The 19,760-nt window shown below is 44.8% G+C and carries 16 protein-coding genes; 5 read left to right on the top strand and 11 right to left on the bottom strand.

Annotated elements, in window-relative coordinates:
- Together BK127_RS18485 and BK127_RS18480 are read right to left on the bottom strand one after the other, a co-directional pair.
- Positions 1 to 1,863, bottom strand: a complete 1,863-nt coding sequence (locus BK127_RS18485) for a site-specific DNA-methyltransferase (protein ID WP_076232974.1) — start codon at positions 1,861 to 1,863, stop codon at positions 1 to 3.
- Positions 1,864 to 2,044: 181 nt separating this feature from the next.
- Entirely contained in the window at positions 2,045 to 3,043 is a 999-nt protein-coding gene (locus tag BK127_RS18480) for a globin-coupled sensor protein (protein ID WP_076232973.1), read from the bottom strand.
- A 217-nt stretch (positions 3,044 to 3,260) separates the two neighbouring features.
- Here BK127_RS18480 and BK127_RS43745 point away from each other — a divergent pair, with 217 nt between their 5' ends.
- On the top strand, positions 3,261 to 3,401 hold the full coding sequence (locus tag BK127_RS43745; RefSeq protein ID WP_179097526.1) for a hypothetical protein: 141 nt from the start codon (positions 3,261 to 3,263) through the stop codon (positions 3,399 to 3,401).
- 95 nt (positions 3,402 to 3,496) lie between these two features.
- On the opposite strand, the gene BK127_RS18475 is transcribed toward BK127_RS43745, so the two are convergent.
- The 8 genes from BK127_RS18475 to isdC form a co-directional block, all read right to left on the bottom strand.
- Positions 3,497 to 4,651, bottom strand: a complete 1,155-nt coding sequence (locus tag BK127_RS18475) for an S-layer homology domain-containing protein (RefSeq protein WP_076232972.1) — start codon at positions 4,649 to 4,651, stop codon at positions 3,497 to 3,499.
- Between the two features lie 18 nt (positions 4,652 to 4,669).
- Complete coding sequence (srtB, locus tag BK127_RS18470) at positions 4,670 to 5,461, bottom strand: class B sortase (protein ID WP_076233018.1); 792 nt, start codon at positions 5,459 to 5,461, stop codon at positions 4,670 to 4,672.
- A 42-nt stretch (positions 5,462 to 5,503) separates the two neighbouring features.
- Positions 5,504 to 6,274, bottom strand: coding sequence for an ABC transporter ATP-binding protein (locus BK127_RS18465; protein WP_076232971.1), 771 nt, complete (start codon positions 6,272 to 6,274; stop codon positions 5,504 to 5,506).
- A complete protein-coding gene (locus BK127_RS18460; RefSeq protein ID WP_076232970.1) occupies positions 6,264 to 7,247 on the bottom strand; it encodes a FecCD family ABC transporter permease in 984 nt (327 codons plus the stop codon). The genes BK127_RS18465 and BK127_RS18460 overlap by 11 nt, the downstream gene beginning before the upstream one ends.
- A 40-nt stretch (positions 7,248 to 7,287) precedes the next feature.
- Complete coding sequence (isdE, locus tag BK127_RS18455) at positions 7,288 to 8,175, bottom strand: heme ABC transporter substrate-binding protein IsdE (RefSeq protein ID WP_076232969.1); 888 nt, start codon at positions 8,173 to 8,175, stop codon at positions 7,288 to 7,290.
- Between the two features lie 124 nt (positions 8,176 to 8,299).
- A complete protein-coding gene (locus tag BK127_RS18450; protein ID WP_144026493.1) occupies positions 8,300 to 13,363 on the bottom strand; it encodes an NEAT domain-containing protein in 5,064 nt (1,687 codons plus the stop codon).
- A gap of 205 nt (positions 13,364 to 13,568) precedes the next feature.
- Positions 13,569 to 13,955 carry a hypothetical protein gene (locus tag BK127_RS18445; protein WP_076232967.1) on the bottom strand — a complete coding sequence of 129 codons (387 nt, stop codon included), beginning with the start codon at positions 13,953 to 13,955 and terminating at the stop codon, positions 13,569 to 13,571.
- 332 nt (positions 13,956 to 14,287) lie between these two features.
- Positions 14,288 to 15,076 carry a heme uptake protein IsdC gene (gene isdC / locus BK127_RS18440; RefSeq protein ID WP_083689393.1) on the bottom strand — a complete coding sequence of 263 codons (789 nt, stop codon included), beginning with the start codon at positions 15,074 to 15,076 and terminating at the stop codon, positions 14,288 to 14,290.
- Between the two features lie 402 nt (positions 15,077 to 15,478).
- Between isdC and BK127_RS18435 the strand changes: the two genes are divergently transcribed.
- From BK127_RS18435 to isdG, 4 genes are read left to right on the top strand one after another with little or no spacing between them, the layout of a single operon-like run.
- Complete coding sequence (locus BK127_RS18435) at positions 15,479 to 16,453, top strand: ABC transporter substrate-binding protein (RefSeq protein WP_076232966.1); 975 nt, start codon at positions 15,479 to 15,481, stop codon at positions 16,451 to 16,453.
- A 5-nt stretch (positions 16,454 to 16,458) separates the two neighbouring features.
- Positions 16,459 to 17,454, top strand: a complete 996-nt coding sequence (locus tag BK127_RS18430; RefSeq protein ID WP_076233016.1) for a FecCD family ABC transporter permease — start codon at positions 16,459 to 16,461, stop codon at positions 17,452 to 17,454.
- The gene (locus BK127_RS18425) at positions 17,454 to 18,245 is read left to right on the top strand and encodes an ABC transporter ATP-binding protein (RefSeq protein WP_076232965.1); all 792 of its coding nucleotides are present in this window, start codon (positions 17,454 to 17,456) and stop codon (positions 18,243 to 18,245) included. The genes BK127_RS18430 and BK127_RS18425 overlap by 1 nt, the downstream gene beginning before the upstream one ends.
- Position 18,246: 1 nt before the next feature.
- The gene (isdG, locus tag BK127_RS18420; RefSeq protein WP_076232964.1) at positions 18,247 to 18,570 is read left to right on the top strand and encodes a heme oxygenase; all 324 of its coding nucleotides are present in this window, start codon (positions 18,247 to 18,249) and stop codon (positions 18,568 to 18,570) included.
- A 103-nt stretch (positions 18,571 to 18,673) separates the two neighbouring features.
- Here isdG and BK127_RS18415 read toward each other — a convergent pair whose 3' ends face one another.
- Positions 18,674 to 19,723, bottom strand: coding sequence for a hypothetical protein (locus tag BK127_RS18415; RefSeq protein WP_076232963.1), 1,050 nt, complete (start codon positions 19,721 to 19,723; stop codon positions 18,674 to 18,676).
- Positions 19,724 to 19,760 lie beyond the last annotated feature (37 nt).

The raw sequence follows: 19,760 nt of genomic DNA, 5'->3' as shown, positions 1-19,760 counted from the left end.
CTATATGACTTTAATCTCGGTGCCCGCGGATAGAGATTTGAACATTTCCTCGACATGAATCCGATCAGCATCACTTGCAAACGAGCTGTCGCGAAATACGGCCCGAATTGGCTTCTCTTTAGCAATTTCCTTCATCACGTTCCGTGTAATCCGTTCCTCAAAACAGCAGACGAGCGAATTTCCAGCGACCACATACACCTGCCTACCCTCGATCTCCTTGATTACCATTGGCAGAGACAGCTCCAGTCCTAATTCAAGCATCACCTGAATCAGCAAATCCTCGTTTGAACGATCTTCCTTGATATTGGATTCCAGCTCAAGCACAAACTGCTGTTCCAACTGCTCCGGCACGTAATAAACCTCTTTCATATTGGAAGAATCGATCCGATATACACGAAATCCATAATCGATTTCAGCATCGGTTTCTACTTTAATTTTACGGGCAGCTCTACGTATTCGTTCTTTCCCAATGTCACATATCGTCTCATAGCCAGCACGCCGAGCCTCGCTGCGATCCGCACAAGGTTCTGGGAGCTGCACCAAAATATATTTGCGATTCCCCCCATCCTCTGCATTCAGCTGCATGACCGCATCCGCTGTTGAGGCCGAACCCGAGAAAAAATCAAGTACGATATCGTCATCGATCGTTCCCGTTTTCAACAAAATTTTTAGCAAAGAGGTAGGCTTGGGGAACTCGAACGTGTCTTTGTCAAAAAGTGCCTTCAATTCTTTGGCCGAATCGAATGAAAAACCTCCATTTTCAATAATGGTAGGCAGCGTTACACCGTCTCTAACCTCCGACAAATATCTTTTCAAATAAGGCGCACCTGAATTTTCTCTAAAACCAATTCTCCCGTCAGCCAGCAGCTCATCCATCTTTTCTTTATTGTACAACCAGCACTTGTTAGCCGGCGGCATAAAGCCCTCTCCGGTCTGTGGATGGAGGATAGGATATATACAGCTTTCTACAAGTCTTCCGCCCTTGCCGTTCGCACTTAAATCCGAAGCGACCCACCGCCCCCTGGGGTCATGATCCGGATTGCGATATCTGGCATTCAGTTCCTCGGAACGAGGCTGCAAGTATAATTGCACCTGACTCGCATTTTTGGCATACACGACGATATATTCATGATTTCTACCGATAATCCGATCATTGGGAGGTGTCGCTCGACGTTTCCATACAAGCTGTTCAATAAAATTCATTTCTCCGAATAGTTCATCGCACACCTTTTTCAAATTATCCACTTCATGATCATCTACCGATATAAAGATTACACCCTGTTCATTTAACAAATTTCTGGCAAGCTTTAATCTTGGATAAATCATCGTAAGCCAGTCGCTATGGAATCTTCCGTTAGACTCTGTATTGTGAAAATACCGAAGCCCTTCACCATTAACTTGACCAGATGCCTCGGCATACTGCTCGACCGTCTGGCTGTAATCATCTCTATAAATAAAATCGTTTCCTGTATTATAAGGAGGATCTATATATATGCACTTGATTTTGTTCAAATACGATTCCTGCAGGAGCTTCAATACATCCAGATTGTCACCCTCGATATACATATTATGGGTATTGTTCCAATTTGAACTATCCGCTTGAATCGGACGAAGTGTTTTCTCAACCGGTTGATTGGCCTGAAGAATTGCCTCTTTCTTACCAGGCCAGGTTAGCTGATAACGCTCTTTCTCGCCTTCAACAATGTGGGGTGACAGCTCCTGTTTTAACAGATCAAAATCTATCACACGCCTAAGTTTGCCATCTTCACCCTTGACTTCAGTCATGACATTCGGAAACAGTAGTGCGATGGCATTCGTATTTATTTGATCAGTACCCTGTGACTTCATCGTAAGCTTATCCATAGTTACCCTCCTCGCTTGTATAATATAACAAAAGCTTATTATTGAAATCTTCTCGAAGTCATAATGATACATTCGTGTTATAATGTAGCTTTTCTTGCGAGATAAGAATCGTTCAGCTTCGCTGAAAACCTATAATCCTTATCTCTAAAAAAAAGCCAGCCTGTGAAGGTTGGCTTTTTCATTATATCCCATTCTCCAGCTCAAGTGTCACCGCTTCGATCATATTGACAAACGAGTTTAATTCCTCGGAAACCGCCGCCTGATCGCGCGCCTGAGCCGACGTTTGCTGGGTATCGTGCATGACTTCATTTAACACTGTGGATATATCCTCCAAGGTCCCTTTGATCAAATCCAGCGAGTCCTTGGAATGTGCTGCAAGCTTGCGAATCTCATTGGCCACCACGCCAAACCCTTTTCCATGGTCCCCGGCATGAGCTGCCTCGATAGCGGCGTTAAGCCCGAGCAAATGGGTCTGATCGGAAACCTCCTGAAGTAAGTTGCCTACCGAATGAATTTCGCCAATTTTAACCTGAAGCTGCTCAACCTTGTTCAATGCATGATCTTGAATCTCTGCACTCAAATTAGCCGAGTTCGATACGGACAAGCTGCTTTCGCTCAGCTCTACGATCATCGTAGCAAGCTCCTGGACTGCCTTATTCACCTTAACAATTGTTGCTTGCCTATCGTTGGATAATTCTTGTATTTTCTGCTTTTCATCGGCTTCGTAAGCTTCCAGGACGAGCTGGGAATCAAAGTTAAACATCTTGGAGAGGGACAATATGATCTGCATCCAATTGTCAGGAGCGACGATTTTAAAATTACTCACAGCAATATCAAGATAAAGCATATAAGTACCCAAATACCAGTCGGTCGTTAATCCAATGCGGGAGTGAATCTTACCAATATGTATTCTTTTCTCAATAAATTCTGTGTCAATAACCCCTTCTACCATCGATAAAAAGTACCATCTCTGCGTTTGCTTGAGGCGCTCAATCGTGCTGTTGGCATTAATTATTTTAACTAGCTCCGGTTGTAGATTCACTTGATCATACAGCTTATCGACGACAATTTCGACAATTGCCTGAAAATGTTCATTTTGACTTTTCAAAAAAGTCAAGTCGTTCTCTGTGATACCCGTATAGGCAAGCTGTTTCCTTCTTCTCTCGTCAACGTGAATCATGCACATACCTCCTGAAATCATGAAAGATACCCTTTCAAACTTACACTAGTATATAAGATTTACTAGAGCGGATGCAATCTAGATTTGAAAATGCTCCCAGCATCGGCAGTGCAAATAATTGTTTGAATGTTCTGAATATAGATTAAGTAATATAATCAGGACATCAACCACGATAAATCGTCATATAGTAAATTATGGCAGGGGAGGTGTGAGAACGATGCTAAATGAAGATGCATTATTCACTGTTGTGACAGAAGATCAAACGTATCTCTTTGAAACAGAAGAAGAATTTTACAATTTTATGTCAGATACCAACTCACTGCTTTCCATCAATCGGATCGAAAAACACGAAAATTAAATCAACCCGAATAAAAGCCATGTTTTTCTACAATATGTAGAAAAACATGGCTTTTTTAGTACCTGTTGAAACAGACGTTGGACACTGGAGGGGATTTATTTTAGCTTGCTGAGTGCTAACAAGAGTGCAACAGCTTCTGCACGGGTTGCTCCTGCGTTGGGTGCATACAGATTATTGCCCCGTCCGCTAATAATTCCTTTGCTGGACGCGGCAGCAACCTCCGCATATGCCCATTGTGGAATATCTCCTTCATCGGCAAAACCCAGCTTCTGGCTGGTATCACGCTGCAATCCGAGTGCACGAACGATCATAACGGCAATTTCCGAACGGACAATATTGCGGTTAGGTCGAAACGTATTATCCTCATAGCTGCCGATAATACCCGCTCCGACTGCCTGCTCCAGATAAGACCGGGACCAATCTGGAATTTGGGCGCGATCCGAGAACGAGAGCTCCGCTTTTTTCCCTTCCAGCTTCAGAGCACGGCCGAGCAGCACAGCAAACTCGGATCGGCTGATTTCCCCATCAGGATGGAACGATCCATCCTCATAGCCGCTCACAATCCCTTGTGCTACCGCCTGTTCGATCGCAGTCTGAGCCCAATGGCCGTTAATATCGCTTAAAGCTGGTTTAGTCACAGCTTGTTCACTATCCTTTGCTTTTACGTTGGTATCAACTACGGGCTTCTGTTCAATAGGAGTTGAGCCAGCAGGAGTATCTGCTTTAGATGAAGGAGCGGAGCCCCCTTCAATCAGCTTGGCGCTGTCTTTGTCAATGGAAATCTCAATGTCGTATTCATGAAAATAGTTGACCTCGGCCCAATCGATTTTTACCCATGCCTTCAGCTTTTTGGTTAGATCAGTAACCTCGAATCGCACATCCCTTGTATTCTTAGCTTCGTTCGTTCCGACAATCTCCGCATCTTTCAGCGTCCCGTTATGCTCGACTTTGAATGCGGTAATTTGTTTTCCCTGCTTCAACGTCACCGTCATGTAATATTTACCGCCAGCGACTGTTAAGGTTCCTGGTGTTATCACATAGTCCTGCATCACTGATGCCTGTTCCGTACCAAATTTCTTAATCATATATGAGATCTTATAGCTTCCGTCTTTTATTGCACCTGTACCGACCTCAGCAGCAAATGCTTTATCGTACGAAATTGAATCGGGCAAGCCCGCAACAGGTAGTGCCATCGCCAACAGCGATGCCAAACACATCCCACACATAATCTTTTTAATTGAATGACTCATCGTTAACACTCCTCAAAACTAATGAATGGTTCGTTCTCTCAGCACACCATGAATGACTAGCCGACCCTCGACAGCATCCAGCGTATAATCACAGGTAGATAAAGTAAGAATCGGTTCCAGTTCGTTCAATACGGTATCCGTTTGGTATATCGACTTGTTCTGGATGCTGTGCAAAAATGACAAGTAATCGGTATCGTCAGAAAAAGCTGTTTCAATATAATTGAAATCGGTCGTCGTATAATAGAAGGAAAAAATCTCGACATCATAGCTTTTGTACAACGTATCGTAACGAAATGTACGATGATTATCGAAAAAATCGCGGTCTCCATAAGCCTTCAGAGCCCCAAACATCGAGCCGTTTTTCATCCGATGTCCATACAATATGGTGTTCATGTCATTCGCCATTATGGTATTGCGATAATCCATAAAAATGCTGCCTGATCTGGAAGCTTCTTTTTTATAATTACGATCCAAATAATAATCGTTGTCCTGCGCCTGAACGATCGGATCATCGACCGATGTCCCCGCTATGTTCAACCAACCTACAGTATCCGTGTTCACATCCAGCAAGCCGCGAAAAGCAGGACGAGTCTCGGGAACAGACACATCCTTTGCAGTTGCTTCAATACGAGTATCCTCCAACGTTTCGCGGTTCGTAACGACTTGCTGGTAGTAAATTTGTCTGGCCTGTGCAGCCAGCTCTTCTTGCTGCTGATAGCCGAGAAAGATACGACCCAGCGCGAACAGGCAAAAAACAAACATGCCCAAACTCAGTATAGTCAGTGCCCTGTGAACACTTACGGTTCTCATCAAGACATAAACCGATTTGTACATATTTCCAGCGCCACCTTCTTAAATGCCAAGCGGCACCATATACAACCCGGCATCTGTGTCCTCTCTGACAATAACATCGACTCCGTATATTTGCTTGATCGTCTCCACGGAAATCACCTCGGCTGGTGAACCTTTCATCACAATTTGTCCGTTCTGCATCACAATGATGCTGTCACTATAACGGATTGCTTGGTTAATATCATGCAGCACCATGACAATCGTCAATCCGTAATCTACATTTAGACTTTTAATTAAATTCAAAACCTCAAATTGGTAATAAATATCCATATAGGTCGTTGGCTCATCGAGAAACAAAAAAGGTGTGCTCTGCGCAAGCGACATCGCTATCCATACTCGCTGCCTTTCTCCGCCCGATAATTGATCAATGGTCAAATTCCTTTTGGCTAGCAGGTTAGTGCGGGTCAGCGCCTGCAAGACTGCTTCAGTATCCTCACCTGAATGGGGAGCAAACATGCTTTTATGCGGCAGGCGTCCAAAACCGACAAGCTTCTCAATAGTTAAATCCGATGGAGCATCGTTGTGCTGATGTACAACTGCAAGTTTTCTGGCGAGTTCCTTGGGTTTGTACGTGTTAATGAACTTGCCATCCAAAATCACATTCCCGCTGCGGGGCTTATGGTTATTGGACATGATGCCAAGAAGTGTCGACTTGCCGCATCCATTCGTGCCGATAATCGTGGTGATTTTCCCGATCTCGATGCTGCTGCTCACGGATTTCAGATGATCGTTTTTTTTGTCATAAGAAAATGTGACCTCTTTAATGTCCATGAGTCTGCCCACTCTTTCTCAGTAAAAATATTAAAAAAGGTCCACCGATTACCGTCATAATAATAGAAGCTGGAACCTCCGAAGGCGCCAATGCGGTACGCCCAAGCGTATCAGCTGACAAAATAAGAAGTGCACCAGCCAGAGCCGAAAAAGGAATCAGCAGCTTATGGTCAGAGCCTACCAATATTCTGGCGATATGTGGAATTAACAAGCCTACAAAGGCGATTAAACCGCCAATGGCTGTTGCGACAGCTGCAAGCATCACCGCTACGATCGAAATCAGCAGACGTGCTTTCGTTACATTAAGGCCAAGGTTCTGGGCGGATTTATCCTGCAGCGACAGCAGGTTGCACCAGGAATACAGCAGCATCGCTAACACCAGTCCGATTGATCCATAGATGACCATGATTTGTACATCGCCCCATGTTTTCATCGCAAAAACCGATGTGGTAGCCTGATTAATGCTCGTAACGGCATAGCTGCCTCTGTAATTGAACGACTGCCCCAGACCCGTAAAGGTTGCATTGACCGCAATTCCGACCAGAATGATTCGAATTGGGGTTAAACCCGATTTCCAGGACAAGGAATACACAAGAAAACAGGCGATAGCCCCTCCTATAAAGGCAGCCAAAGGCAGCCAAAAAAAGAACTGCGGGAACAGGGTTACAAACAGCAGCGACAGAACACCCGCTCCGGAAGAAATCCCGATAACGCCGGCATCGGCCAAGGGGCTCCGCATAACTGATTGCAGCAGCACACCAGACACTGCAAGGGCTGCGCCTACGAATACAGCGATAATAATTCGCGGTAGCCGCAAATCTTTAATGATCTGTACACTTTTATTTGTTCCACTGAACAAGCCCTGTATAAGCTCCATGCTCCCTACCTTGATACTGCCGGTAGTTGCTGATATAAGGGCAGCTGCCACAAGTAAAATGATGACGATAATCATACTCAACCATGCTTTGCTCATTTCAAACTTCCTTTATTGGCAAAATCGTAAACGTTCGTATTCATGGGTACAGCATCGGCATCAAGGCGTCCAGTGCCTGGACAGCAGCTAAATTACCGGTAGTACCAAATAATTCCTCAGGTAAATCGTACACCCTGTTCGTCTGTACAGCTGCAAAATGTTTCCAGATATCATTTTTCTTAAATTCCTTGTCAAACATGATGACCACTTCATCGGGCAGCCCGTGAGCAGCACGTAGAATGACATCGGGGTTGGCCTTCTGCAAATATTCCGTGTTCGAAGCAAGATACTCCACCTTCTCACCCTGAACAATATTTTTGCCTCCTGAAAGCTTGACAAGATCCCCGATATAAGAATTTTCCGTAGCAACCAGGTAGCTGCCTGGAACACCCAGCAATATGAGGACGGAAGGCTGCTTTTTACCCTCAGTTTGTTTCCTAATGGCAGCAAGCTTGTCATTAAACTTCGCTATTATCGCGTCAGCTTGCGCCTTGCGATCATATTTATTTCCAAGCGCCTGAATTGCACTGTTCATTTTGTCAACGCTGGTCAAATCCATAAAGTTCGCTCCGACACCGGCATTTTTAAACACAGGCGCCAAATCATACTCGAGTGTCGTGACCGACAGCACGTCTGTAGGATCAAGCGATTTGACGACTTCCATATTGGGACTCATCGGATTGCCTACCTGTGTTACACCTTCATACCGTTTCGGCAAGCTTTTGTAGCTCTTGGGTATGCCCACCAGATCAACGCCGAGCGCATCCATCATTTCTGTTGCCGCCACGGTTGTCGCAATAACGCGATATGGTGCTGATGAACTCTTGGCATCAGGGGACACTGCTTCCGATACAACATCATTTGTGGAACAGCCTGCGGTTATTAACAATACAAGAGCGATTAATGCTGCGCTTATTCTTGTACGCATTCCAGTTCTTGTCTCCTTTACCGCTGCAGAACGGTCATCGACCCGCCTACAGTTTAAAATTCACGAGGACACCGGATTTCCGGTATCCCCGTTTACTTGCTATTCGCTTTTCAACTTCTATGACTTACTTGGCGTGATCCAACATCGCCAGAATCAGTGTGACAGCTTCCGCTCTTGTCGCTTGATCCTGCGGAGCGAAAATGTTGTTATCCCTGCCGTTAATGATTCCTTTCTTGGCTGCAGCCGCAACCGGGGCAGAAGCCCAGTCCGGAATTTGCCTTACATCTGCAAATGTTGGTGCTTCATTGGTATCAAGTGGGAGCTTTAATGCACGTGCAACCATGACTGCGATTTCCGAGCGTGTAATTTTGCGATCAGCACGGAATGTACGGTCCTCATAGCTGCTAATAATTCCAGCTCCAACCGCTTGTTCCAAATAAGGCTTCGCCCATACTGGGATGTTATTGTTATCAGCGAAGTTGAGCTCTGTACCGCCGCCCTCCAGCTTAAGTGCACGACCCATCATGACAGTAAACTCGGCACGACTGATCTCACCATTAGGACGGAAGCTTCCATCCTCGTACCCGTTGACGATGCCAAGTGATATGGCACGCTCTACGGACGCCTTGGCCCAATGATTCTGAAGATCACCAAAGCTGGAACCAGAAGCTGGCAGTGTACCACCGTTCGGGTTAGTTGCAGCTTGATCCGGTTGTGCACTTACCTTGTTGCCAAGCGCCTCGATATCGAACACAAGATCGATATCTTCCAATTCAACCTTTTTCTTTAGTGTCGGAATATAGCCCTCTTCCGCTTTTTGAGCTTTATCCACCTCGTCCTGGTGCTTCTGCAGCTCTTCTTCTGTATGAGGCACAATGAGACTAAGCTGAGCATGGATAGGCGCAGTCAAGTCCTTAGGTTCAAAGCTGACAACGCGTGAGTCCGCCGATTCGTCCTTGCTTAATACTGCTGCCGCTTGAAGTACCTTTTGCATCGTAGTTTCGGTACCGGATTTGTTAGCAACAGCTTGATCTTCCTCTACCTTGAAATCGTCCACCAGCTTATGCTTGGTTATCGTCAGTTTCACGCTTTTCTTGTCGCCCTTGACTACGAGCTTGGCAGGATACGCGACTACATTGCTATATTTGGATTCAAGGCTGTTCTTGTACTGCAGCATTTTGTAATCCAGATCATATTCACCGTCTTTGAGCGATGCGACAGCCGCACCCGCTCCGCCACCAAGCACTGTATCTGCACTGACCTTCGTCATGCTTGATTTATCAAAAGCAATATCTACATCGTACTCGTGAAAATAGTTCATTTCCGCCCAGTCGATTTTTACCCAGCCTTTGAGCTTCGATGACAAATCCTTCACTTCGAACTGTACAACTCGGGTATTGTTGACATCATCCCTGCTGATCACAGTAGCATCAGTCAATGAACCACCGCTATCCGTCTTAAACGAGGTAATCTCCTTGCTCTGCTTGAGCGTGAATGAAAAATATTGTTTGCCGCCCTGAACGGTCAAAAGTCCTGGTGTGATTACGTAATCCTGCATCACTGAACGTTGGTCGGTTTCATATTTTAAAATCTTATAGTTTACCGTATATTTACCGTCAAGGACCGGATTGGACACGACACCACCGCCGCCACCTCCGGTACCACCTGTGCCGCCCGTTCCTCCGGTACCGACACCACCTGTACCTGGATTAACCGGATCCGGTGTAGTCGCGCTTACCGGAGAAACAGTGCTGAACTGCAGCTTATAGGTTGTTTCTGTTCCGTCAGCAGCCGCCAGTGCAAGAGCATATATAGCAGTCAAATCATCGACTTCCAGCTGTAAGCTGGTCGTAGTATCATTCGCCAACACTTTCACTATACCTGACTGTTTGGCTGCATACTGCGGTGTAATCTCTTTCTTAAAGGTTCCGTCAGAGTTGTATTGCGTAATTTTCTTGGCGGTTACACCGCTTTTTAATTTAAAGGTCGCTGTTTTCTTACCATTCTGTACTTTCAGGCTGCCCGCATTTTCCACATAATTGCCTATCGGGGCCGCCCCAGGATTATCGGAAGTAGCTGAGAATCCGAAGCTGTATTGACCGTCCTTAACTGGCTTCGTCAAATCAATTGTAATGCCCGTGATCCCGATTTCCACATCGTATTCATGATCATAGAGGAAGCTCGGTGTTACTTGCCAGTAGATTTTGACCCAGCCGTCCAACCGCTTTGTCAAATCAGCCACTTCGAATTGTACCACTCTTGTATTTTTCGTTGCATCACTGCTCACCACTACCACTTCAGTTAGTGCTCCATTCTGTTTCGTTTTGAAGCTGGTAATTTCAGCGCTTTGCTTCAGTTCGAACGACGCGATTGCTTTACCGCCTTGAACCGTCAGCTTACCGCTGGTCTTGTCTACATAGTCGTACATAACGGAAGCCTCATCGGTCCCTTTTTTATAAATCTTATAGCTCAACTGGTAATCCCCATCCGGCAAAGTTCCCGATACGTTAATGACCAATGCTTGGAACTGTTCGAATGCACTTTGCAGAGCAGTTTTGGCATCATTCAGCTGCTGCTGCGTTGCCGTCAAATTGGCAGCTACATCCTTTGCTTGTTGAATCGCTGCCAGCAGCGTACTTTTGGAGCCTGCCGGGTATTGACCACCCGCACTTCCCTCGATGGCTGCGTCATGTGCTGACTGGACGCTGGCAATCAGGGAATTCAGTGCGCTTGCTGGTAATGCATCGCTAAACCCAAGCTCAACATCATACTCATTGTCATACAAAAAGGTTGGATTCACCTGCCAATAAATTTTAACCCAGCCGTTTAATCTCTTAGTCAAGTCTTTATTGACTTCGAATTTAATCAAACGGGTGTTGTTAACAGGATCAATACTCACGATTTCCGTTTCCGTCAAAACGCCAGCATTCTCAGTCTTAAACGATTTGATTTCTGCACTTTGCTTTAAAACAAATGAAACATACCTTTTATCACCAGCTACTGTAAGATTCCCGCTTGATCGATCAACGTAGTCATACATAACGGAATTTTCATTGGTGCCTTTTTTGTAAATGGTAAAGTTAATCGGATAGTCACCGTCTGCTAATTCAACGGGTGCAGCGACAACCGATAATTTGAATTTAGCCAAAGCTTGCTGCAAAGCGAGCAGTGCTGTTGCCGTTTGAGCCTGTGTACCCGTAATGTTGGAAGCTTCAGCACTTGCAGCATCAATGGCTGTTTGTATAGCATCTTTAGCAACTGCCGGATACTTACCAGGCTCAGTACCTGCTAACGCTGTTCTATTAAAGGTGGAAGCTTCTGTTACAGCTTGCGATAGCGCACTATTATCCACATTGTTAAAGTTCAAACGAATACTATGGGTTTGATCATAATTTTGTGCTGGTACTACTGCACGCACCTTAGCGTCCAGAAGAGCGGACAAATTATCTGCCTTGAATTTGACTATCCTCGTATTATTCGCTGCGTCCGCACTCACAAGAGTCGTTTCCACGAATTCACCGTTTTGCTTAATCTTGAATTCCGGTACCGTCTTACTATCCTTAATCGTTACGATGGCATAGACAGAGCCGTCTTCCTCGGTTGTTAAGGTAGCCGGGTTCATAAAATAGCTCCCTACAGTCGAAAAGGCGTTATTGGTTGCATGAACGGCTGAGAAATAAATTGTATGCACAGCGCTGGTCTTGAACGCATCGACTGCAGATTGTAGATCTGATGTAGATTTTAAGATTTGCGGCCTTTGAGCAGCTAGGTTGTTTCCAACAATTTCTGCAAGACCGATGGCCTGCTGCAGCTTGGTTTTGGCACTAGCCGGATATTGCCCCATTGCAATGCCTATCACTGCGGAGTTGCTTAACTGCTTAGCAGCTGTGATAGAAGCATTTAAAGCCGTAAGCTGATCAGCGTTGTAGCTGATATAGACATTTTTAGTCACACTGTTAACTGTGTAGTTCAACCATGTAAAGCCTTGCCATTTTGTATCATCGGCAGCACCACTTCTAGAATACACTTGATAAGTTCTATTTTGCGCATCAGAACTTTTATTTACTAAATTTACAGTATAAATATTGCTTAATGCAGTGCCGAACAACCCTGCATCGAGAGGCGTTGGTATTTTTGCAGATGGTTCATTCGCAGGATTTACAAAAGTAATGTTAGAATAGCTTTTAAAATAAGGAGATGTCTGAACAGCCTTATTTCCCACCATTTCCATCATGGTTACTGTTTGCTTAAATTCATTGGAATAAACTGAACGAGTAGCTGTTGCACTGAGCGAGTCGAGAACGATTATACCCGCTGTTACAGCCTTGTATTGCGAATTATTTACTCTATCAATAGCTAATTTTAGGGCATCATATGCATCGGTTACATTTTTGGTGGTAGCACTGATATCATTTACAACATTTGTAGAGTCTATAATATTGCGATAAAGTAAAGTATTAGCTCCGTTAAGAGTAGTAGCCAAAAATGATTTTTCGTATTCGTTGTCGGATACAACGTTCCCTGCTCCTCCTTCCGTTGATCCAAACAATTTCGTAACTGCGACATCAAAAAGCGATTGGGCTTGTATAATCAATTGCTTCAAGCTTTCCTTGTCAACAACGTCTCCGGTAGATGTCGTCTCCAGTTTGCTGATATCCAATTCCAATCCCACGTTATACCAATAGTTATACGTGGGGTTCAGATTAAAAATATTTTCCTTGTCATCGATATGCATTAAAATATCCTGTACTTTCCCGATATCCTCAACATCGACCTGTACAATGATGTTGTTAACATCACTGGCCTGCTTAGTTGTTACGGGTTGATAGCCTTCCATACCGGTAACTACGGGTACTTTACCCGTCTCTTCTTTGATAACTGCCTTATCCTTACCTGCAATACGCGAACCAAAGTACGCAAAAGTGGTGTAGTCCGTCTTCTTAATCTCATGCTCTAGCTTCGCCTTGCCATTACTTACAATTAATTTGCCTGTGTCTTTGATCATAAAATAGTTAGCAGCCGAGGTTTCCGACGTACCGTTCTTGATATATCGGTAGGAAATCGGGTATTCACCATCTGCAACTGTAGTCGCAGCGTTCGCCACCGATACAGGTCCTATATGTATTGTAGACAGCAATAATACGAAGGCAATCAGCATCGCCATTGTTTTCTTAAATAGTTTAGTCAATTCATTTACTCCCCTTAAGTCGTTCTATATGACTCTTGCTCTTACCGGCATAAACGCGAAAAAATCCAATTTTCAAAATGAATCGAAATTCCAACGTACCTTAGTGTAACTGGATAACATCATAAGTAAAGAACGGCTTCAATACTTGCAAGCCATTCTTTACCCCTTACATGGTTACAGCTATTGATTAGCTACCGTATTAGTCTTACAACCATTGAATAAATAAGTCAATATCTCCACTATGAGGACCAGCATTAACTCCAAGCTTCACAGGCAGATTCTCAGTGAAATCAGCAACAGTAAACGTGAACGAAATGACACCGGATACTGATGTATCAGGAGTAAGTGTTACATAACCAGAACCGCTATCTACCTTTAAGCCAGTAACAACAGAGCTGTCATAGGAGACTTTAACTGATGATCCGGTAATAACTGCGTCCGAAGTGAACGAATTAGCATGAGACGAAGGATTTAATGATGAATCCAAAAATTGATAGTTGGAAGCAGCAGCGAAAGCAGGAACAGCCAGAGCAAACACCAGTACGAACAGAGCTAGCATCGATACAACGGATTTTTTCATGGATCTCATCATTAGTAAACACTCCCTTAGATAATTTGGTTTAGTTTTTAATTTGCTACGAATGTACGACGGCAACTGTTATTCTTGCTTTCAAATGAATTTCCCTCTTCGATCCCCCTTTCCTGAATGCAATTATGGATGCCACAGAAAAGTAAGTTTAAAGATAATGATAATCATTATCAACAATGATGTAAAAAAAAACTTCTGCGACTGAGGTACTTGATTACCGCGTTATAAGCAGGCACCTCTTTTACTCATTTCGTCGATAACGTGTACAGCGTCCACCAACAATCCAATTTTATACATAAATAAAATATTATGTCAATCATTAATTTTTTATTGATTTACCTGCCGGATCTTCTTGTTTTTACTGTATACCCTAGGTATAAACCTGACAATAACAGCAGAACAGTCAGTAAAACAACCGGAGCCGTATCTCCAGTCTGGGGATTTGTTATTTGACTACGCGAGCCTGTGGAGTCACCAGCTTCTGCAGTTTTATTGGACGAGTCCTTCGACGAAGCCTGGACCACTGGTGACTTTGGTGCCGGAGTCACTACCTTGGATGGAGCAGTAGTGCTTACGCTGGGCACAGCTGCTGCAGGATTGCTTTGGGGAGATGCTGTTGAGGCCGAAGTGGCCGGAGCTTCCGCCTTGGGGGCTGCTGAACTGTCCGCTGCTACACTTTTAATGCTTTTTTCGTCCACCAAAAAACGAATCGTATAATCATGGTCATAATCGATGGATTCAACAGTCACATGAATTTTTGAAATAATCGGCTTGGACAAATCGGCAACTTGAAAACGGGTGACTCTCTTGTCTTCAGCACTGTCACTACTAATGATTTTCGCATCTGTAAAGCTCGTATTGTTCTGCACCTTAAACTGAGTCACCCATTTGCTGTGATTGATAGTAAGCTGCATTTCGATCTGGCCATTTTTCACAAATACAGTTGCAGGCTTTTCGAAATAATCATTTGCCATCGATGCGGAATCATTTTCCGCTTTGGTTACCGTGTAATTTAACGTGTACGTACCATCCGCCAATGCAGCCTCCGCTTTAGGCAGACTAAACAACATCAACATACTGAGAACTGTAAAGCATACAATTTGCAATCGCCAACTTGTTTTCACAATCTAATCTCCTTCTCGATAATAAAACTTAATAAATACTCACTTTTGGCTGTAGATTCAATTCAATGATACCGATAATCATTATCAATGTAAACACAAAAAAATAACCGATAATCGGTTTATCAGATTTGAATTTATGGTATCAGCCCCCTTATGTACTCATATGTTCACAATATGATACCAGTGGAAAAATAATACAAATTTGATGATAGCTTACTACGCTCTGCCTTGTCAATCCATATCCACCAATATAAATTTGGAACAAATTGCCACAAAACGATTGACAACGATAATGAGATTGATTATCATTCTCCTTGTGAAGGGGCAACGCTACTCGTTTCCCATATTATCATTTGTTCTAATTTTTTGCTAATGAATTCTGAATAGGAGGACGCTTTTTTTATGAGAAAACCTTTGCTGATGCTTGTATTGGCCGCTGCCCTCAACGGACTAACGGCCTGTGCATCGGCTCCGTCTGCGGACCTTGGGTCTGCGCCGGGTGTGAAAGAAGGTTCTACCCCATCGAAGGGGAGTAACCTAATTATCAAGGATTTTGCCGACCGCAGCATAACCTTTCCCAGCGCACCTCAAAAAATTGTCGCTCTAGCAAACGGTGAAATGGATATCGTCTATGCGCTTGGGGGGACGCTGGTAGGACGCCCAACCGCAACAGTTCCCGCAGCGCTGCAAGCGGCCCAAAGTGTAGAACAGGTTGGTTCCACACACGGGCTTGATCTGGAAAAGATCGCGCTCCTCAGTCCGGATGTTGTACTCGGTAATCATCCGTTGAACACCAAAGATATACCGGGTGTTGAGGGTGTAGGCTCCAAGATGGTATTGACCAGCGCCAATTCGATTGATGACATCAAGAAGCAAATCGGTTTGTTCGGTCAGCTGCTGCAGAAAGAAGACAAGGCCAAGGAGTTAACTCAAGCCATTGATCAAAAATTGCAGGAGCTCAAAACCACTCCAAGTACAGCTAAAACGAGGGTACTGATGGTGTATGGGGCACCGGGCACCTATATGGCCGCTCTTAACAATTCATTAAGTGGCGATATACTCGTATCTGCCGGTGGTGAAAATATTGCCGCAGACTACCCCAAGCTTGACAATTATCCCCAGTATGCGCAGATGAATACTGAGAAGATGATGAAATCAAATCCGCAGTTGATCGTTATTATGACCCATGGAAGCCCGGAGAAAGTGAAGGATGGATTTATGAAAGAGATGCAGCAAAATGCGGCCTGGAGCAGTCTAGATGCCGTGAAGAACAACCATATTGAGATACTTCCCGCTGACCTGTTCGGCACGAATCCCGGCACCAAAGTTGTCGAGGCACTCGATCTGATGAGCAAACGGCTGCAGGCGGCCAAGTGACAACGATGAATCAAAAGCAGCGAAGCTCCAGAAGAAAGCTGATCATCATTGTTATTCCCGTTCTTCTTGTCATTGTCTCCTTCTACGGCTTGACCTATGGCTCGGTACCTATATCGCTTCGAGACATATGGGCGGTATTCACCAACGGCGGACAACCGATTCACGAAAAAATCATCATGAATCTAAGGCTGCCCCGTGTATTAATTGGGATTTTAACGGGTGCATGTCTGGCGGTCTCCGGTGCGCTGCTGCAAGGTGTGATGAGAAATCCGTTGGCTGACCCGGGAATTATCGGCGTATCCGCTGGCGGTGGCTTGGCAGCCGTCATCACTATGATCGTACTGCCACAGTTCAGCTATTTGCTGCCGCCTCTCGCCTTTGTCGGCTCTTTTGCGACTGCACTGCTCATTTACGGTCTTGCCTGGGATAAAGGCTCGTCACCACTGAAAATCATTTTGGCTGGTGTTGCAATTAATGCGCTGCTCGGGGCTGTCATGAACGGCATCATGGTATTTTACAGTGATCGCGTTCAGGCCGTTTTGCCTTGGCTGGCAGGGGGACTAAGTGGACGAAGCTGGCACCATCTTGGATTTATGGCCCCGTATGCGATCATTGGGCTTTTGCTGTCGCTGCTGACAATCAAATCGGCCAACCTACTGCTGCTGGGGGATGATTCAGCCAAGCTGCTCGGTATGAAGATTGAGATGCACAGAGTCCTGCTAATCCTGTTGGCTGCTTTTTTATCTGGTATTGCTGTCAGTGTTGCCGGTCTTATCGGTTTTGTGGGTTTAGTGGTGCCACATGCTATCCGCCTGCTTACAGGAGAGGATTACCGCTATTTGCTGCCACTGTCGATGCTTGGAGGCGCCGTACTTGTCGTGTTGTCTGATACGATCGCTCGTTCATGGTTCGATCCCCTGGAGCTTCCTGTTGGTATACTGCTGGCCTGCCTGGGCGCCCCGTTCTTTTTATATTTGCTCAAGAAACGGAGAATCGTATAATGTCGGCAATCCTTACTGACCGAATCCAGCTTGATGTAGGCGCTTTTCAGCTGCAGCATATCACCGTATCGATTCCAAAAGGAAACGTGACTGCCATCGTCGGTCCGAACGGCTCTGGTAAATCAACGCTGCTGAAAATCATAACCCGGCTGCTTGAAGCCGATTCGGGAACTGTGACGATAAACGGCAAACTGGCGCATACTTACAAATCGGCAGAAATGGCGCAAACCGTTGCCATGCTCACCCAGTCGAAAAACGGGCTGCCCGAGATGACAGTCAAGGAGCTTGTCGCTTACGGCAGAGCTCCCTATAAACGATTGTTTGATCGCATGACCGACGAAGACCACGGAATTGTGGACTGGGCTATGCAAACAACCGGAACCAAAAAACACGAGGACCGGATGTTCCATACGTTGTCTGGTGGTGAGCAGCAAAAAGCACGCATTGCTATGGCATTGGCACAAAAAACGACGATTATGTTGTTGGATGAGCCTACCACTTTCCTGGATATTGCCCACCAGCTGGATTTGATGGAAATGCTGCAAACCATCAACCGGGAGTACGGAATAACCATCGTCATGGTGCTTCACGACCTCCAGCAGGCAGCCCACTATTGTGACTACATAATCGCCATGAAAAATGGAAGGATCGCGGAAACGGGCAAACCGACTGAGATTATTTCATCGCATTTTTTGGAAAGTATTTATAACGTTCAGGCGAAAGTCAGATTTGAGGACGACTATCCTGTCATTATCCCTTTAAAAACATTATCAAACTCTAGGAGGCTATAATATGATTATTATTACAAACACATCGCAAATTACGAAAGGAAACGCCCATTTGCTGATCGAACGTTTCGACAAGATCGGTAAAGTGGAGTACATGAGCGGCTTTTTGGGGTTGGAAGTGCTGCTGACTGAAAACACGAAGGAACATGACGAGGTTACGGTCGTTACCCGTTGGGAGAAAAAAGAGGATTTCCATGCATGGACAAAAAGTGACGCCTTTAAAGAGTCGCATGCCCACGGTAGGGAAATTCCGGAATATATCGTCTCCAATAAAATTTCATTCTATGAAGTAAAAATCGTCAGACAGCCGATTGCTGCTGCTCAATAATATGTAAAGTTATCAAAGCCATACAACTTAGATCCTTTCCTAATCAGGAGAGGATCTAAGTTGTATGTTTCTCCAGCAAAATACTAACTTTCAGATTAGCCAATTACTTCACCTTACGTAGAAGATAATCTGACAGCTTCTTCTGTTGGCTCTGTAGTCTCTCCACAATGGCTGCATATTGTACCGCTTTCTCGCCTATATCCTCGGCTGTGTGCACTTGTAATCTTTCTGCAAATTGCACGAATGCTTCTTCTCCTCTTGGAGAAACACCATTCAGCAAATGTTTACAATCGATAAATCCACGCCAAAGCGGCCAAATACATTCCCTTGGATAGCCCATGGAGATCATGGTCTGAATGCCGAGAACATGGTACTCACGCTTAACTAATTGAACCTCTGGGCACAGACTGGCTACATGGGAATATAAATCACTCAACAGCCGATTCCATTCTTCAACCTCTACAGCCGTTATCGCATCTGCTCCCAAACAACGCAATATCGATTCACTAACATCAGGCAAGCCGCACAATAGACTGGTTTGGGTTATTTCCATCAATCCTTTGCGCGCAGCGCTAGGCGGGCGCAAGTCTATTGAATCCAGCAGTCCCACCGTCGGGCCAACAACCGTTCTTACAAAGTCAAATGCATGGTGATTATCTTTATTATTCTTGATATATATGGGGTCTAACCAATTATTCGCATGTACGGTCAACTCCGATAAGGATCGGTCAATCGCTGCCTCTACCCATTGCGCATTTCGCAGCAGCCTTCGCGTTTGTTGCTGAGGATTGGAGAATCTGCCTTCTTTCTCCCACAAAATGTGAGCACGGTTCAAAGATACAATAACCGAAAGACGCATGGTCTCAGGTCGTGACAAATCTCCCCAAAAATAATTGGCCATCTCTATCGTAATTCCCGCCTCCTGAAAGATACTATGTGGATTCAGACGCGGATCGTTGATGCTATCGTTTTTGGTACCATGCCAATTAATATCAATGTCTGAATGGGGCAATTGAGTGTCTGGATTCCAAATGGAACCCGTCAGGATAAATCCGTCGATACCAGGATGAAGTGGAATAATGTCTTGAATTAAGTTCTCGACGAGATGTGCCCGACCAGGTGGTAAAGGTTCAGTGTGGATGAATACTGTCATGTATACTCTCTCCAATTCTAAATGAAAAATATTTTAA

The organism is Paenibacillus sp. FSL H7-0331 (assembly GCF_001956045.1).
Note: the sequence above shows the minus strand (reverse complement) of the source record. Positions and strands in the feature narration are given on the sequence as shown.